General features: G+C 37.9%; 16 protein-coding genes. 9 read left to right on the top strand and 7 right to left on the bottom strand.

Annotated elements, in window-relative coordinates; all coding sequences use genetic code 11:
• Positions 1-80: 80 nt before the first annotated feature.
• Positions 81-1901 carry a threonine--tRNA ligase gene (gene thrS, locus AA650_RS03220; protein WP_053537937.1) on the bottom strand — a complete coding sequence of 607 codons (1821 nt, stop codon included), beginning with the start codon at positions 1899-1901 and terminating at the stop codon, positions 81-83.
• Between the two features lie 510 nt (positions 1902-2411).
• On the opposite strand from thrS, the gene AA650_RS03225 reads away from it, so the two are divergent.
• Both AA650_RS03225 and AA650_RS03230 read left to right on the top strand, forming a co-directional pair.
• Positions 2412-2726 carry a DUF2605 domain-containing protein gene (locus AA650_RS03225; RefSeq protein WP_053537938.1) on the top strand — a complete coding sequence of 105 codons (315 nt, stop codon included), beginning with the start codon at positions 2412-2414 and terminating at the stop codon, positions 2724-2726.
• Positions 2727-2973: 247 nt separating this feature from the next.
• A complete protein-coding gene (locus AA650_RS03230; protein WP_027403352.1) occupies positions 2974-3294 on the top strand; it encodes a DUF2973 domain-containing protein in 321 nt (106 codons plus the stop codon).
• Positions 3295-3672: 378 nt separating this feature from the next.
• Here the strand turns inward: AA650_RS03230 and AA650_RS03235 are convergent, their stop codons facing one another.
• The gene (locus tag AA650_RS03235) at positions 3673-4107 is read right to left on the bottom strand and encodes a SufE family protein (RefSeq protein ID WP_027403353.1); all 435 of its coding nucleotides are present in this window, start codon (positions 4105-4107) and stop codon (positions 3673-3675) included.
• A gap of 229 nt (positions 4108-4336) precedes the next feature.
• Between AA650_RS03235 and psaK the strand changes: the two genes are divergently transcribed.
• The 3 genes from psaK to AA650_RS03250 all read left to right on the top strand — a co-directional run bounded on the left by psaK (position 4337) and on the right by AA650_RS03250 (position 7186).
• A complete protein-coding gene (gene psaK, locus AA650_RS03240) occupies positions 4337-4597 on the top strand; it encodes a photosystem I reaction center subunit PsaK (RefSeq protein WP_027403354.1) in 261 nt (86 codons plus the stop codon).
• A gap of 731 nt (positions 4598-5328) precedes the next feature.
• On the top strand, positions 5329-6672 hold the full coding sequence (locus tag AA650_RS03245) for a protein kinase domain-containing protein (RefSeq protein WP_053537939.1): 1344 nt from the start codon (positions 5329-5331) through the stop codon (positions 6670-6672).
• A gap of 19 nt (positions 6673-6691) precedes the next feature.
• The gene (locus AA650_RS03250; RefSeq protein WP_053537940.1) at positions 6692-7186 is read left to right on the top strand and encodes an ureidoglycolate lyase; all 495 of its coding nucleotides are present in this window, start codon (positions 6692-6694) and stop codon (positions 7184-7186) included.
• A gap of 56 nt (positions 7187-7242) precedes the next feature.
• On the opposite strand, the gene AA650_RS03255 is transcribed toward AA650_RS03250, so the two are convergent.
• Entirely contained in the window at positions 7243-7650 is a 408-nt protein-coding gene (locus AA650_RS03255) for an NUDIX hydrolase (protein WP_027403357.1), read from the bottom strand.
• A 352-nt stretch (positions 7651-8002) separates the two neighbouring features.
• Between AA650_RS03255 and AA650_RS03260 the strand changes: the two genes are divergently transcribed.
• On the top strand, positions 8003-8743 hold the full coding sequence (locus AA650_RS03260; RefSeq protein WP_027403358.1) for a cytochrome c biogenesis protein CcdA: 741 nt from the start codon (positions 8003-8005) through the stop codon (positions 8741-8743).
• A 3-nt stretch (positions 8744-8746) separates the two neighbouring features.
• Positions 8747-10135, top strand: a complete 1389-nt coding sequence (locus AA650_RS03265; protein ID WP_053537941.1) for a cytochrome c biogenesis protein — start codon at positions 8747-8749, stop codon at positions 10133-10135.
• Positions 10136-10184: 49 nt separating this feature from the next.
• Here AA650_RS03265 and hisG read toward each other — a convergent pair whose 3' ends face one another.
• A complete protein-coding gene (hisG, locus tag AA650_RS03270) occupies positions 10185-10829 on the bottom strand; it encodes an ATP phosphoribosyltransferase (RefSeq protein WP_027403360.1) in 645 nt (214 codons plus the stop codon).
• Between the two features lie 74 nt (positions 10830-10903).
• Between hisG and rppA the strand changes: the two genes are divergently transcribed.
• The gene (rppA, locus tag AA650_RS03275) at positions 10904-11650 is read left to right on the top strand and encodes a two-component system response regulator RppA (protein WP_053537942.1); all 747 of its coding nucleotides are present in this window, start codon (positions 10904-10906) and stop codon (positions 11648-11650) included.
• 124 nt (positions 11651-11774) lie between these two features.
• On the opposite strand, the gene AA650_RS03280 is transcribed toward rppA, so the two are convergent.
• From AA650_RS03280 to AA650_RS03290, 3 genes are all read right to left on the bottom strand, one after another.
• Positions 11775-12188 carry a secondary thiamine-phosphate synthase enzyme YjbQ gene (locus tag AA650_RS03280; RefSeq protein ID WP_027403361.1) on the bottom strand — a complete coding sequence of 138 codons (414 nt, stop codon included), beginning with the start codon at positions 12186-12188 and terminating at the stop codon, positions 11775-11777.
• A gap of 128 nt (positions 12189-12316) precedes the next feature.
• Entirely contained in the window at positions 12317-13414 is a 1098-nt protein-coding gene (locus AA650_RS03285) for a glycosyl transferase (RefSeq protein WP_053537943.1), read from the bottom strand.
• A 252-nt stretch (positions 13415-13666) separates the two neighbouring features.
• Positions 13667-14818, bottom strand: coding sequence for an aminotransferase class V-fold PLP-dependent enzyme (locus AA650_RS03290; protein ID WP_053537944.1), 1152 nt, complete (start codon positions 14816-14818; stop codon positions 13667-13669).
• 85 nt (positions 14819-14903) lie between these two features.
• On the opposite strand from AA650_RS03290, the gene AA650_RS03295 reads away from it, so the two are divergent.
• Positions 14904-16019, top strand: a complete 1116-nt coding sequence (locus AA650_RS03295; RefSeq protein ID WP_053537945.1) for an ABC transporter permease — start codon at positions 14904-14906, stop codon at positions 16017-16019.
• Positions 16020-16231 lie beyond the last annotated feature (212 nt).

Raw genomic sequence — 16231 nt, forward strand, 5'->3', positions numbered from 1 at the left:
AAAAGTGATTTTTTTGCACGCAGAGGCGCAGAGTCGCAGAGAGTTTTAAACTTTCCCTTCTTTCTACCCAACCTACTTTTTTAGAAGTTACTAAAGTTAGTAATTGCTTCTGTGATCTTATTCACAACTTCATCTACAGTTATGACTCCCAATTCCCCAGAAGCACGGGTACGGATACTCAAGCTGTTGGCTTCTACTTCCTTCGCACCAACCACCGCCATGACAGGTATTTTATCCTTTTCGGCGTTACGAATCAACTTACCGAGGCGATCGCCACTCAAATCCACTTCCGCCCGAATCCCTAACGCAACCATCTTTGCTGCCACTTCTTTGGTAAAATCTAACTGAAGATCACCTACAGGTAATAACCTGATTTGCACAGGCGCTAACCACAAGGGAAAATCACCCGCGTACTCTTCAATCAAAATCCCAATTAATCGTTCTAAAGAACCAAAAGGGGCGCGGTGAATCATTACCGGACGTTTGCGCGAACCATCTTCAGCCACATATTCTAAATCAAACCGTTCAGGTAAATTATAATCTACCTGCACCGTTCCCAATTGCCATTCTCGTTCCAAAGCATCACTGAAGATAAAATCTAGCTTGGGTCCATAGAAAGCCGCTTCCCCAATGCCTTCAAAATGCTCCATTCCCAATTGTTGCACAGCGCGACGAATCGCCCCTTCCGCTTTATCCCAAACTTCATCCCCACCAATATATTTATCACTGGCTGGGTCACGGAAACTCAATCTGGCTTTAAAATTCTTCAATTGCAGACTTTTGAAAACGCTCAAAATCAAATCTACAACATTCAGAAATTCGCTGTCTAACTGTTCAGGAGTTACAAACAAATGAGAATCATCAACCGTAAAACCGCGCACCCTGGTTAAACCCCCCAATTCTCCCGACTGTTCATAACGGTAAACCGTGCCAAATTCCGCCAACCGCATCGGTAATTCCCGATAAGAGCGTAATTCACTCTTGTATATTTGGATATGAAAAGGACAATTCATCGGTTTCATGACAAAACCCTGTTCTATGGCTCTTGCTTCCTCATCTTCAGCCATCAAAGGAAACATATCTTCCTTATATTTCTGCCAATGTCCCGATGTCTTAAATAAATCAACCCTAGCAATGTGGGGAGTCACCACAGGTAAATAGCCCCGTTTTAACTGCTCTTTTTTGAGAAAGTCCTCTAAAATCGTTCTTAACAAAGTTCCTTTCGGAGTCCACAAAGGTAAACCAGGACCGACTAAATCGGAAAAGATAAATAACCCCAGTTCTTTACCCAGTTTACGATGATCACGGCGTAAAGCTTCTTCCTTGCGGCGTTTGTACTCAGCTAATTGTTCGGGAGTTTCCCAAGCCGTAGCATAAATACGCTGCAACTGGGCTTTTTTCTCATCTCCCCGCCAATAAGCACCAGCAACACTTTCTAATTCTATAGCTTTGGGATTTATTTCGCTGGTATTTTCCAAATGTGGACCAGCACACAAATCCCACCATTGATCTCCCAAATGGTAAATCGTGATGGGTTCTTGTTTAATATCAGCCAGAATTTCTAGCTTATAAGGCTCTTTAATAGCTTCAATGCGGTGTTGTGCCTCTTCGCGGCTGACTTCTTCCCGAATTAATGGCAATTTGCGATTAATAATCTTCACCATTTCTTTTTGAATGGTTTTCAAATCCTTATCGCTAAAGGGTTCTGGACTATCAAAATCATAATAGAACCCGTTTTCAATCCAAGGACCAATTGTGACTTGCGCTTTGGGAAACAGCTTTTGTACTGCCATTGCCATGATATGGGAAGCTGTATGGCGAATCTTTTTTAAAGTTTCTGATTCGCTGGTACGGGGTAAATAGATTTTTTCGACTGCTTGGGTTTCTTGATTTGGCGACATTGGCTGTTAAACTTTTGGCGAAGTGTTAAAAATAAACTTGACAAAAAATATCTTTACAAAATAAATAATAGTCCACTGGCTATGGTTTCTCCTAATTTAGCTCAATCACAGACTTCTGGTGACATACTCCACATACTCCCTTGCGCCTTGGGGTACGCTTACGCTTCACAGACAACTTATTCAGCAAACCCTATATATAGCAGGGAACACAGTTGAAAGTCTTTTGGTTTACGGTTTTTTAGGTAAATGTTGGATCTTATTTCCACTGCATACCGCTATAGCAGTTTTAATTCTTTCTTCTTTCTGACTCCTGAATGATTTATTCCTTTAGAGGTATCCAGGCTTACTCCCAAGGAGCTTTACAAATTTATTGCCAAATTTATATAATTGTGCTTCAGATACGAAGTTACAGATTTACAAGATTTTTGATGTGAGAAGTTATGAATTGATTGTTAAGAATCGTAAATAACGTTAATATAAAAAGAGAATTAGGAAATATGCTTCTCGTATATGAGAGACTCGAATTTACCAAGTGCTGATTTACTGAAATCAGTCTTAGAACCGCTGTTAGAGGATTTTCAATATTGGTTTGAGCGCTATAGTCAAATCCTGGAAAATGAGAAAATCCAATTCATGAGTGAACAAGAGCAACTAAACTTACTAAAACGAGTCAAAGATGCAGAATGTGAACTGAACACAGTAAGGATGTTGTTTACAGCAACTGAAAAACAAGTGGGAATTGATATGGCAACTGTAATGCCTTGGCATCAATTAGTTACAGAATGTTGGAGTGTGGGAATGCGTTTAGGTCAATCCAAGGAATAATAAATCCCTGGCAAAATCTAAATGAGTTGGAAATTGTAAAGATATTAGACAATTCTTAACATTGTTTTCATAAAAAAATAATGTGTCTCATGTTACCTTAATCTGAATATAAGGATTGCATCAAATAACATAGGCGCACAAGTAAGAAATTTTACATTCTTCTTTTTTTACCGCGAATCATTTATTTGCGGAGTTTTAAGTTTTACGAAATAACATTTTAACCTTTACTGTTCTGGAGGAAAATTCAATGCTACACCTACTCTATATTCTGGCTTTCACCGTTTTGGCATTCATAGCTGTCGGTAACTTAATTCGGAATCTGATCATGTTCAGTTTCGATAGAGAAAGGACATATTCAGCTAACCAATCATCACAAGGTGGCTTTGGTTATTATGCGGGTAGAAAGCAGTATGTTTCCCATCCCGAATTGTTAGACAGCGCAGGTAACATGATTAAAGAACCACTGCTAGTCATGCGTTCAATTAATATTGAGGATGCACGGGAACAGTTGGATGCTCTTTATGAATCTTCTCCTAGTCAAAAAAGCGATCGCTCAGAAGGCGCATAATCTATCATTATTAATATTCAGAATCTGTAGGGGCAACCACGGGGGGTTGCCCAGTCTCCATAGGTAGGGGCAACCCCCCGCGTAATGGTGTCAACTTAAGCTCAAATCCCTACCACATCTCGTTCCTAGTCTCTGACTAGGAATGCAGTTAATGAGGCTCTGCCTCTAATATCATTGAAGGCAGAGCCTTCTAGAATTCATTCCCAGTCAGAGACTGGGAATGAGACGACTTGAGTTCTTTGCGGGATAGATGTTTTACGTTAAGTTGACACCAATGCCCCCCGTGGTTGCCCAGTCTCCATAGCCGAGGGAAGTTCACAACAAAGAAAGAATAATTTAAACCCTCAAAAAGTATTCGAGTTGTTGAATCGCCAATTGCTAATTTTCTAATTTACATTCCAAAGCTTTTTTTTGCATTGTTTTGAAAATATTGTAAAAACCATTAGCGCGGGAAGGAGTCAAACTCACATTTAAGCCAGTTTCTTGAATAAAATCAGGAGTAAGCTGAACTATTTCTGTGGGTGTTGATCCATTTAATCCTTCTATTAATAATGCTAACAATCCCTTTGTTAATTGGGAATCAGAATCACCCTGAAAGATGACTTTATCATCTTCTAGTGATGCCGTAACATACACCTGAGAAACACAACCTGGAACTTTATTTTCGGGAATTTTCCCATCTTCAGGGAACTCTTGTAGCTTTTGAGCATACCATATCAACTGCTCATATCGTCGTTTAGGTTCTGTAGCACGTTGAAAACGGTGGACAATTTTATTCAGTGCCGGCGGTAAAGAATCAAGAGTTGAGGACATGATCAATCCAGGAAATAATTACCCTTATTTTAGCAATTACCAGCCATTACAGATATACCATTAAAACAGCGACAAATATCGAAAATTGTTATTCAGTACAGCAGTTATCCTTATTAAGAATTGAAAACAAATGTTAAAATTTACTACAAAGTAAGCAATTATATAGATTTTTATTAATCAATATTTGGATGATATTGTCAAGCATCCGAAAATATCAGGAGTAAATTAGATGTTGACTTCAAACTTACTGGCTACAGTCACCACATCTCTAGAATGGAGTCCTAATATTGGCATAATTATGATTATTGCCAATATTTTCGCTATTGCTGTTGGCAAATTCACTATTGAGCATCCTAACGCTAAACCAGAATTACCAGCACCTCAACTTTTCGGTGGTTTTGGTTTACCTGCGGTATTAGCAACTGCTTCTTTTGGGCATATTTTAGGAGCAGGTATTATTTTAGGACTACACAGTATTGGTAAAATCTAAGTTCTGCTGATGAGAAAAGGGAGAGAAATATATATATTTTCGGCGTTGCTGAATCGAGGTATGAAATTTCCAAATTGAACCTTTAAAAATCTTACCTTTGCGTCTACTCTTCGAAATCACGAAGCGTGATTGCGCCTTTGCGTGAGACTAAAATTCATACCCTTAATCAGCAACGCCATATTTTCTCCCTTTTTTATCAGAGGATGTTTGAAAAGTGGTATTGAGTTTAAGCTAAATATATGGGAGTAATTTCTGAGTATAATTCATAACTTGTTTTAATAATAATCTAAGCATTCATGAATCTGTTATGCTATATAAATTAACTTCGCATAAGCACTAAGTAGGTTAGCATTGAAAATCGTCGTTATGGCAAGGCAAGAGGCACTCATGCAAGAGGCAAGAGTGAAGAGGGTTTGGGCGATTTTACTTTTCTTTACACAGATTGGTTTTATTATGTTCACCTACTTAGGAATGTGAATTAAATAAGGTGCAAAAGTAGGGTGTGTTAGCGACAGCGTAACGCACCATTCCAGGTTACATCAGAATTGCAGGTTATTAAATTTGCGTTCCTTAGTAGTTCGTCAAATTTATTTTGACGGATAATGATAGGAAGAAACTTCTGTTTTTCCCTCCCCTACTCCCCCTACCCCTCTTCTCCCCCTGCTTGCCTTTACCCGTCATTTTTGGATTGACAGACTACTAGTTCAAGTTTGAATTATTAATTATTAAAAATGCCATCTAAAATTACACTTACCATCACACAGGGTAAACTTTCTAGAAAACAATATGTTTTTGAATCTCGCAGCACTTGTATTGTTGGCAGAAACGATGATTGTAACTTGCAAATAGCTGACAAGGTTGATATGACTATTTCCCGCTATCACTGTTTACTTGATATTAACCCCCCAGATATTCGTGTGCGAGATTTAGGAAGTTTAAATGGTACTTTTGTAAACGGTAAAAAAATTGGACAAAGACAAAGGCAACAACCAGCCCAAGAAGCTGTAAAATTAAGTTTTCCCGAATACAATTTACAGGACGGTGATGAAATTAAGTTGGGTGATATTCTTTTTAAAATTAGCGTACAAGTAGAAGATCAATTAAACCAAATACCAGATTTACCTGTCCCAGAAGAAAACGAACAACGGAATTTTTTAACCGTTGCTGAAAAACTCATAAATTTATCTCAAAGTGGTCATGCTAGTCTTCAAAGTATCTCTGGCTATAGTTTAACCAAGTCATTAGGTAAAGGTGACTTTGCAGAAGTATTTGCAGCCAAGGATATTCAAACCAAGAAATCCATCGCTCTTAAGATTATGTTACCTGCGGTTGCAAATCAAAAAAATGGGATAGAAATGTTTTTGAGAGAAACAGAAAACATCAAGATTTTACAACATCCTAATATTGTGCAATTGTTAGATTATGGCTTTGTAGAAAATACTTTCTTTTTCACAATGGAATATTTTCCAGGAGGTAATGTTTGGGACTTCATGCAAAGATCAGGATGGCGTTTACCTATTGATATTGCCGTAGATATAACCTTACAAGTTCTTGATGGTTTAATATATGCCCATGAAGTCGAAATTCCCTATATTAAATCAGTTGATGGAATAATGACAAAAGATAAGGGTTTAGTTCATCAAAATTTAAAACCCAATAATATTTTCATCAGTAAAATTAACGATAAAATAGTTGTAAAAATAGGCGATTACGGTTTATCCAAAGCATTTGACTTAGCTGGGTTAAGTGGACAAACTTTAACCGGCACAAAGATGGGAACACCTGCATTTATGCCGCGTCAACAGGTGCTAAATTTTAAAGACGAATTACCGGAAATTGATATCTGGGCAACAGCAGCTTGTTTATATAATATGCTAACGGGATATTTCCCCCGTAATTTTACAGGTGATCCTTGGTTATCAGTTTTACAAAATAGCCCTGTTCCTATCCTTCAGCGTCATCATGGTATTCCCCAAAAGTTAGCAAAGGTGATAGATTTAGCTTTGCGGGAACAACCGCAAATTTATTTTCAAACAGCAGCAGAATTTAAACAGGCGTTGTTAGATTGTAGCTAAACTATGAAGTAAAAAAGTTATGAGTGCATTATCAACAATACAAGAACTGCCATGTCAATTGATTACACCAGAAAATTTTCAACCTTATGGACAGGTAATATACGCAAGTAAAGATGGGAAAAATTTTGATCAAGAAGATGCACAGTTAAATTTACAAAATGGTATTCCCCGTTTTTATATTATGCGATTGCAAAAAAAAGGACGGAAATTTCACCAAATTACTCGTCATATCAAATGTACTCAATGTTTAGGTTCTTTGGAGGGTAAAGATTGGTTAATGGCAGTTTGTCCACCTGATAATGAGACGAATGAACCTCTATTATCAAAACTTGCGGCTTTTCGGATTCCGGGAAATTGTTTTATTAAATTAAGTGTAGGAACTTGGCACGCAGGACCATATTTTGATCATGAGTTCGTAGATTTTTACAATTTAGAATTGAGTGATACAAATGTAGTAGATCATTTTACTCATAATTTTCTTAAAAGTCATAATTTAGCTTTTGAGATGATTTAAAATAAGATCCCCGACTTCTTAAAGAAGTCGGGGATCTGGATATTCTGGATAGGTGTCTATATCCATGAATTTTGAATAATTTTTTTGAGTGAAGTTTCCTTGACTAATTCGGCGGCTTGATTAACCTCTAACCATTTTCTTTCTCTGGCGGTAGCTTCTGGCCAATCTTCTAAGATTATTTCTACAGGTAGTAAAAATAAATTTACTTGATAGGTATTCCCGCGTTTTCGATATTTATAATTACCTAACTCTTCAGTTGTGACTCTACCGACAACTCCTGCTTCTTCCCATGCCTCCTTAGCTGCTGAATCATGGGGACTCATACCTTTACAAAGTCCCCCTTTAGGAATTACCCAACCTTGACGGCTGCGAGTGGTAATCAATAGAACTTCAACTTTTCCATCTATGATTCGATAGGGAATAACTCCAGATTGTTGTAAGACTTTGTTGGCTTTGCGAGTCATGGTGGTAGATTCCTTCTGAATGAGTCTTTTTGATTTTAAATGTGTATTTGATGATAATGTGCCATTAAGGCAACTGTCAGAACAATTAGAGACTTCCAAGAAATAAATTATCCTAAGAAACGAACCACAGAGGCACAGAGTACACAGAGAGAGAATTTCTGCATCAGTTTTGGGACATTTTTTTATTTGGAAGTCTCTTAATCCAATTTCGGGTAATCTTTACTATAAATTCATTAATTTTTCACAAAAATCCGGAAGTATACTTTGCAGTATGATACTTACTTTTATGACTTCATCACCCAAAATACGTTAAAATTCAAGCAGAGTAAGCATTTATCACGTAAATATACCCATGCTAGAAACTCTGGAAACACGCATTTATGAACTTGAACAATTTGCCAACACCCTTGTTGCGAACCAACTCACCCACTTGAGTTTCGTCAGCATTGGCATTATTTTTCTGGCTGGCTTGCTGACCAGCCTCACGCCTTGTATGCTATCTATGCTGCCCATTACCATTGGCTATATTGGTGGTTATGAGGCTAAAAGTCGTTTGCAAGCAGCAGCCCAATCAACTTGGTTCGCGTTAGGATTAGCAACTACATTAGCAGGTATGGGAATCCTCGCAGGTTTAGTTGGTAAAGTCTATGGACAGATAGGAATTGGTTTACCAATTATTGTCAGCATTATCGCTATTATTATGGGACTAAACTTATTAGAAGCATTACCCATACAATTTCCTTCTTTGAATGAAACAAATTGGATTTCTCAAGATTTACCTGCCGGAGTCCGTTCATACTTGATTGGTTTAACATTTGGGTTAGTCGCTTCTCCTTGTAGCACACCAGTTTTAGCTAGTTTATTAGGTTGGGTTGCTAATACTCAAGATTTAGTTTTAGGTGCTGTTTTACTACTTTCTTACACAGCCGGATATGTAACTCCATTAATTCTAGCAGGTACATTTACTGCTGCAATTAAAAACCTATTAGAATTGCGCCGTTGGTCTGGTTGGATCAATCCTGTTAGTGGTGGGTTATTAGTAGGCTTTGGTGTTTTTTCTTTACTTTCTCGCATTCCTATTGGTAGTTTCTAAGCAATGACTTCAGATCAGACAACATCCACAGAATTAAGTTGGTGGTTAATCCCTGGTAGGTTTATCCGTCGGCAAATTTTACCTGTATTAACTGATTTACGGTTGGCAATTATCCTATTACTGGTTATTGCCTTATTTAGTGTTAGTGGTACAGTAATTGAACAGGGACAATTGCCTGATTTTTACCAATCTAATTATCCAGAACATCCTGCTTTATTTGGTTTTCTTTCTTGGAAAGTTATTCAAGTAGTTGGATTAGATCATGTATATAGAACTTGGTGGTTTTTGAGTTTATTAGTTTTATTTGGAACTAGTTTAACAGCTTGTACCTTTACTCGGCAATTACCAGCCCTCAAAGCTGCTCAGAAGTGGAAATATTACGAAGAACCTCGTAACTTTACAAAGTTAGCTTTGAGCGCTGAATTGGAGGGTGTTTGTTTGTCATCAATTCCGTCAATTTTGCAGCAAAAAAGTTATCGCATATTTCAAGGAACAAATCAAAAAAAAGATGATATTCTCTATGCCCGTAAAGGTATAGTTGGGCGCATTGGTCCGATCATTGTTCACATTGGTATTGTTGCTATTTTGCTGGGAGGAATTTGGGGAGCAATGACGGGATTCATGGCTCAAGAAATGATTACTAGCGGTGATACATTCCAGGTAAAAAATATTGTTGATGCTGGTGCTTGGTCATCTAAAGATGTGTTAAAAGATTGGTCTGTGCGTGTCAATCGCTTTTGGATTGATTACACACCAACGGGGGGGATTGACCAATTTTATTCAGATATGTCTGTGTTGAATAATGATGGTCAAGAAGTTAACCATGAGAAAATTTATGTTAACAAACCTCTCCGTTATCATGGTGTCGTTTTCTATCAAACAGATTGGGGAATTTCTAATGTTCGGGTGAGATTAAATAAAAGTCCAATTTTTCAATTACCAATGGTACAATTAGACACCAAAGGTAGAGGGAGAATTTGGGGAACTTGGATTCCGACTAAACCTGATTTAAGTGAAGGTGTTTCCCTATTAGCCAAGGATTTGCAAGGTATGGTATTAATTTATGATGCCCAAGGTAAATTAATTAATACTGTGCGTGCAGGAATGTCTACCCCTGTAAATGGGGTAAATTTACAAATTCTTGATATCATGGGTAGCACGGGTTTACAAATCAAATTTGATCCTGGTATTCCTATTGTTTATACAGGTTTTGGTTTGTTGATGTTAGGTGTAGTTATGAGTTATTTCTCCCATTCTCAAATTTGGGCTTTACAAAAGGGCGAAACTTTGTATATTGGCGGAAAAACTAACCGCGCTCAAGTTGCATTTGAACAAGAGGTTCTCGCAATTTTAGATCAACTTAGTGCTGTCAATAACGTCAAAAAGTCCTAAATTTAAGATCCCCGACTTCTCCAAGAAGTCGGGGATCTGAGAAACTAAATTAAACTGCTGTGAGAAGTCCTAATCGCATTTGTTCAATTAATTGATCTAAATTACCTGTATTCAACCGATAACTTAAAGGGTGGACAATTAACCGGGCTGTACTTTCATACAAAGTCGCAATTTCAATTAAACCATTTTCCTTTAAAGTCTTTCCTGTGGAAACTATATCAACAATTGCTTCCGACATTCCGGTAATTGGACCTAATTCCACAGAACCGTATAAGGGGACAATTTCTATTGGTAAATCCAAACCTTGGAAATATTCTCGCGCACAATTTACATATTTAGAAGCAACTCGACCATGAGCAGGTAAATCTAAAGGAGATTTGTAGGAACTGGTAGCTTTTACAGCCACAGACATCCGACAATATCCAAATTTTAAATCCACTAATTGGGCAACTTGGGGCTGTTTTTCTCTCAGGACATCGTAGCCGACAATTCCCAATTGTGCCTGACCATATTCTACATAAACAGGTACATCTTGCGCTCGGACTAACAATGCTTTTGCTTGTCCACTGGCATCAGGAATTTGCAATTGGCGGTTGCCTGATTCTAAAAAAGCACTAAAATCTAATCCTACAGATTGTAATATGCGGAGACTAGGTTTAAGTAGTTCCCCTTTTGGTATTGCAACAGTTAACATTCTTTTTTTTGTATTCTTGATGTGTTTGCAGTTCACTATATTGAGAATATATCTATATTACTCACTACTAACATATGAAAATTTTATTAGTTGATGATGAAGTCGAACTAACTGACCCTTTAAGTCGTCTGTTAACCCGTGAAGGTTACAGTGTTGATGCTACTGATGATGGAATAAGTGGCAGTAATTTAGCGGCAATAGGCAGTTATGATTTACTGATTTTAGACTGGATGTTACCGGGAAAAACGGGGTTAGAGATTTGTCAGGAATTACGTCGGCAAGGGAAAATAACTCCTGTGCTATTTCTAACGGCAAAAGATACTTTAGATGACAGAGTTCAAGGTTTGGATGCAGGTGCTGATGATTATTTAGTCAAACCTTTTGAATTACGGGAATTACTGGCAAGAGTCCGGGCTTTGTTACGTCGTACTGGTACAGAATCTTATAGTAGTACAAAAGGAAAGTTAGTTATAGCCGATTTGGAACTTGATATAGAAAATCAAATAGCTTATCGTCACGGAAGAATCATAGAACTCTCTCAAAAGGAAAGTCAATTATTACAATACTTTATGGAAAATTCAGGACAATTACTGACTCATGCTCAAATTTTGCAGCATTTATGGCAAAATGAGGAGCAACCTAATAGTAATGTGATTGCGGCTTTAATTCGTCTGTTGCGTCGCAAGGTAGAAGGAGTGGATGAAACACCAATGATTCATACTGTTTATGGTAGAGGTTATCGTTTTGGGTCTGCTGAGGTAGTAGTCTGTCAACCCGAAAATGACGGGGGGAGAGAGGTGGGGGGGGGAGAAGAGAGGTAGGGGGGGGAGGGGGAGAAGAGAGGTAGGGGGGGAGGGGGAGAAGAGAGGTGGGGGGGAGAGAGGTGGGGGGGGGGAGGGGGAGAAGAGAGGTGGGGGGGGAACATCACAGATAACTTTTTCAATCCTATCCAGAAATATGAACTACTAACTCTCTCACATTATTCTGTTGACGATGTTCCCAAACATAGATTCCTTGCCATGTTCCTAATACCAAATGACCACGATTAATGGGAATTTGTTCGGAGGTATGGGTTAAAACTGTGCGGATATGTCCTGGCATATCGTCTGGTCCTTCAGCATCATGAATGTAATGGTTTCCTTCTGGGACTATTTTTGTCATGAAATTAGCTAAATCAAGTAATACATCAGGATCAGCATTTTCTTGAATTACTAAACTAGCTGAGGTGTGACGTAAAAATAAACTACAAAGCCCAGTTTCTATACCAGATTCGGCAACAATAGCTTCAATTTTGGCGGTAATATTGTGAAATGATTTTCCATTGGTGGAAACTCTTAATAGTTTTTGGTAGTGGGTCATGGCTAGTTTATAGTAGTTTATATATAGCGGTTCTTGGCTGAGTGAAATACAAGAAGTTTATCCTTTTCTCCCCCCTGCTGCGGGGGGATTCAGGGGGGTGCAAGGAGGGGGCTTATGATGTATTTTATTCAGGTGCATACCGCTATATTTGTCTCTAAATAATCTATCACAGCTTTGGCTATTGTTTCATTCCCATCTTTGGCTATGATGTTGGGTTGCTTTGGTGCTTGGGGTGATTGATCAAGAAAATCCCAATCTCCTTGAAAAAATTCTGGTGTTGTGAGAATTTGATGGTGGTTGTAATTAGCAATTCCTGCTAACATGAAAGCTGCTTCGGCAAAATCATGACGGGGTATGGTTACAACTGGTATTTCTAGACGGGTAGCTTCTGAAAATGTCCCATATCCAGGTTTAGAAATAATTCTCCCACAAATCGGCATAAAATCCACAGGACGATATTGATGATTTGTAATTTTAATTAAGTTAGGTAAATCTGGGGCTGAGGCATCAAAAGTAATAAATTGCCAATCGGGAAATCTGCTGGTATTAGTGTAAGGAATTTCTTGCAAACCCAAGCCACCAAATGTCATTAAGATAGTTTTTTCTAAGGATGTAGTTATTCCCCAATTGTTACGTAATTCATCAATATTAAAATGGGGAGAACCACCAGTTAAACCGACATCTGTAATGTTGGTAAATGCTGACATGGGTTCATGGAAAGGAAGACGAAATAGGCGATCGCATTTTCTATACCAATCACTAATCCAATCAGCCATTTCCGTAAATTCTTCCCCCCAATCTCGATAGATAAAATCCCAACCAAAGTTACTAATCATCCAGCAAGGAATATTCGTAGCTTCAGCAAATCCAGCAGCTAGAAAAGGAATATCTGCTAAAATTAAATCAACGCGATTTTGACGAATAAAATTAACTTCTGAAGCAATTAAGGATTTATGATTTTTTTGAATTTCTCGCAGTTTTGCTAAAGTTGCTGGTTTATCCATTGTCAAACTATCAGCTTGAATCACACCTAAATCAAACGCCCGTTGACGTAAAATAAAATCACCCTCTATATAAGATTCCAGTAACCAGCGAGGTGCAGTGGTGACTAGAATTAATAATGCTTCAGGATATAATTTTTGGATGGTGTTAGCAATGGAAGCTGTGCGGGTAGCATGACCAAAACCGTGATTTGTGATGGCTATATATATAGTTGGTCTTTTCATGATTTAAAACAAGGTTAAAAAGAGTAAGTAGGTTAGCATTGAAAATCGTCGTTATGGCAAGGCAAGAGGCACTCATGCAAAAGGCAAGAGTGAAGAGGGTTTGGGGGATTTTACTTTTCTTTACATAGATTGGTTTTATTGTGTTCACCTACTTATTAGGCGATTGGAAATCACTACTACACAAGCAAAGTCCGCCGTCGCGGACTAATATTTAACCCACGAAGGTGGGTTTTGTCTGTGTAGCCGCGACTTCTAGTCGCCTTTTATAGCTGCTATTAATTGGTCAATTTCTGATTCTAATGTTAAATAATGAACACTCACACGAATGCAATTAGGACTGGCAATTGTTCGAGTTAAAATATTTTCTGACTCTAGAGATTGCACTAATTTAGAACTAGGCTGATTAGTTAATTGAAAAGAAATCAATCCACTTTCTGGAGGTGAATTTTTTAAACATTTAACATTAGGTAAAGAGTTTAATTTTTGCCAGAGATAATTACTATTTTTGCAAATTTGCTCATATCTTTCCTGTGCTGTCCCCCATTGTTCATGAATTGTAATTGCTTCTTTTAAACCTACATATAATGAAGTTGGTAAAGTAGATACTTCATATCTGCGTCCATCTGGTTGCCAACCCGTCGGTTGGGCTTGATTATTAGTAACTACTCCATTTAAGCCAATGAAAGTAGGGTGCAAATTTTCCCTGGCTTGAGGACGCACATATAAACCACCCACACCAGCAGGACCGCATAACCATTTGTGACCAGTAAAGGCATAAAAATCTACACCCAAAGCAGTTAAATCCAAAGGAAGAACGCCCACTGATTGAGCCGCATCTATCAATAACAGAGAATTGTTGCTTTTGCATATTTCTACAATTTTATCAATGGGTAAAACTTGACCTGTATTCCATAGGACATGACTTAAAACTACTAAGCGGGTTTTGGGACGGAGGTTTTCAGCAATAATACTGATGGGATTCCCCTCATTTAAAGTAGCCATTAAGGGACAGGTAGTAACCTCTACTGCAAATCTGCGGGCAATTTCTTGGGCAGTAGCAATGACACCAGGGTGTTCGCAGTCAGAAAGGAGAAGATGATCACCCGGTTGCCAATCAATTCCCCATAAGGCAATGTTACAACCGACTGTGACATTACCCGTGAGAGTTATTGTATCAGATGGTACATTTAGTATAGAGGCGATCGCTTCCCGACTGGCTTGTATTTGCGGTGCAATCCAACTGTATGCCTCACTCCCAAAAGGACCTATACTTTGAATATGGGCTTGAGATTGGGTGATAGCATCCATAGCCCTTTGCGGCATTGGACCCTGTCCTCCGTAGTTAAAATAAAGCTTATTACTTAAAGCGGGAAATTGTGACCGATGGTGATGCAGGTTATTCATAAAATAGGTTTGCGGTTTTTTATCTAATCTATTGATATATACTTTTATCAACAATTAATCAACATTAACTTTTACATCAAAAACTATGAATTGGTGGCAACGACTCAACAAAAATCCTTTAGCACGAACTGGGGCAATTGTCCTCTTATGTTTCTATTTAGCAGTAATTGGGGCTGATTTCATCGCTCCTTATAACCCTTATGATTCACAAACCAATGGTTCGCTACTGCCACCGACTCAGATTCATTGGGTATCTCAATCAGGGCAGTTTATTGGACCTCATGTATATCCTACAACACAAGGAGATACTAATTTAGAAACCGGGGAAAGAAAAATAATTATAGACCAGACAAAACCTTCACCATTAAGATTATTTGTGGCTGGACCTAAATATCAATTATTCAACTTGACTATTTCCCTCCCACCAAAATGGCAGGAAGTCACAATTATTCCGGGGATTTCTTTAAATTGGCATTTGTTTGGCGTTATTGGTGACGCAAAATTGAATATTTTGGGAACAGACGAACAAGGACGCGATCAATTTAGTCGGCTGCTGCATGGTGGTCGGATTAGTATGTTTATTGGTATTTTTGGGATTATTATTACCTATCCATTGGCTTTGCTTATTGGTGGTATTTCGGGCTATTTTGGGGGAATAATTGATAGTATCATCATGCGTTTGGCAGAAGTATTGATGACTTTTCCGAGTATTTATTTATTAGTAGCATTATCAGGGATTTTAAGTCCCAAATTAACCAGCACTCAGCGATTTTTATTAATCATTCTCATCACTTCTGTAATTAGTTGGGCAGGTTTAGCGAGGATAATTCGCGGACAGGTATTATCAATCAAAGAACTTGAATTTGTGCAAGCAGCAAAGGTCATGGGTGGTAATCCCATTTATATTATTGTTCGTCATGTTTTACCACAAACTGCAACTTACATTATTATTTCTGCTACTTTAACAATTCCTAGTTTTATTGGAGCAGAAGCAGTATTAAGTCTAATTGGTTTAGGTATTCAACAACCAGATCCTTCTTGGGGAAATATGCTTTCTTTAGCCAGTAATGCTTCTATTTTAGTATTACAACCTTGGCTAATTTTACCACCAGCAATTTTGATTATTATTACCGTTTTGTCATTTAATGTATTAGGTGATGGCTTACGTGATGCTCTTGATCCTCGTAGTTTGCAAAGGTAATAATGTGTCTGATAGTACAACAATTTAGCAGGTAGGAATAAAAGTTAAAGTTTGACTTGAAACAAGCCTTAAAAGACCAAGGAGTAAAAATTAGACAATTAATTGCAAAATATTAAAAAAGTGATCAGTTGAACTAATCACTTTCCATTTCTTCTATTACAAAAGAAGGGAACTCTTAACTGGGAACTCTTAACTGGGAGCAAATAAGAAAC

It is taken from the genome of Anabaena sp. WA102, assembly GCF_001277295.1.
Taxonomy (GTDB): Bacteria; Cyanobacteriota; Cyanobacteriia; order Cyanobacteriales; family Nostocaceae; genus Dolichospermum; species Dolichospermum heterosporum.

What these genes read in the sequence shown, in the direction of transcription:
- thrS (WP_053537937.1), bottom strand. Translation starts at nt 1,901, where the DNA reads ATGTCGCCAAATCAAGAAACCCAAGCAGTCGAAAAAATCTATTTACCC.
- AA650_RS03225 (WP_053537938.1), top strand. Translation starts at nt 2,412, where the DNA reads ATGAGAGACTCGAATTTACCAAGTGCTGATTTACTGAAATCAGTCTTA.
- AA650_RS03230 (WP_027403352.1), top strand. Translation starts at nt 2,974, where the DNA reads ATGCTACACCTACTCTATATTCTGGCTTTCACCGTTTTGGCATTCATA.
- AA650_RS03235 (WP_027403353.1), bottom strand. Translation starts at nt 4,107, where the DNA reads ATGTCCTCAACTCTTGATTCTTTACCGCCGGCACTGAATAAAATTGTC.
- psaK (WP_027403354.1), top strand. Translation starts at nt 4,337, where the DNA reads ATGTTGACTTCAAACTTACTGGCTACAGTCACCACATCTCTAGAATGG.
- AA650_RS03245 (WP_053537939.1), top strand. Translation starts at nt 5,329, where the DNA reads ATGCCATCTAAAATTACACTTACCATCACACAGGGTAAACTTTCTAGA.
- AA650_RS03250 (WP_053537940.1), top strand. Translation starts at nt 6,692, where the DNA reads ATGAGTGCATTATCAACAATACAAGAACTGCCATGTCAATTGATTACA.
- AA650_RS03255 (WP_027403357.1), bottom strand. Translation starts at nt 7,650, where the DNA reads ATGACTCGCAAAGCCAACAAAGTCTTACAACAATCTGGAGTTATTCCC.
- AA650_RS03260 (WP_027403358.1), top strand. Translation starts at nt 8,003, where the DNA reads ATGCTAGAAACTCTGGAAACACGCATTTATGAACTTGAACAATTTGCC.
- AA650_RS03265 (WP_053537941.1), top strand. Translation starts at nt 8,747, where the DNA reads ATGACTTCAGATCAGACAACATCCACAGAATTAAGTTGGTGGTTAATC.
- hisG (WP_027403360.1), bottom strand. Translation starts at nt 10,829, where the DNA reads ATGTTAACTGTTGCAATACCAAAAGGGGAACTACTTAAACCTAGTCTC.
- rppA (WP_053537942.1), top strand. Translation starts at nt 10,904, where the DNA reads ATGAAAATTTTATTAGTTGATGATGAAGTCGAACTAACTGACCCTTTA.
- AA650_RS03280 (WP_027403361.1), bottom strand. Translation starts at nt 12,188, where the DNA reads ATGACCCACTACCAAAAACTATTAAGAGTTTCCACCAATGGAAAATCA.
- AA650_RS03285 (WP_053537943.1), bottom strand. Translation starts at nt 13,414, where the DNA reads ATGAAAAGACCAACTATATATATAGCCATCACAAATCACGGTTTTGGT.
- AA650_RS03290 (WP_053537944.1), bottom strand. Translation starts at nt 14,818, where the DNA reads ATGAATAACCTGCATCACCATCGGTCACAATTTCCCGCTTTAAGTAAT.
- AA650_RS03295 (WP_053537945.1), top strand. Translation starts at nt 14,904, where the DNA reads ATGAATTGGTGGCAACGACTCAACAAAAATCCTTTAGCACGAACTGGG.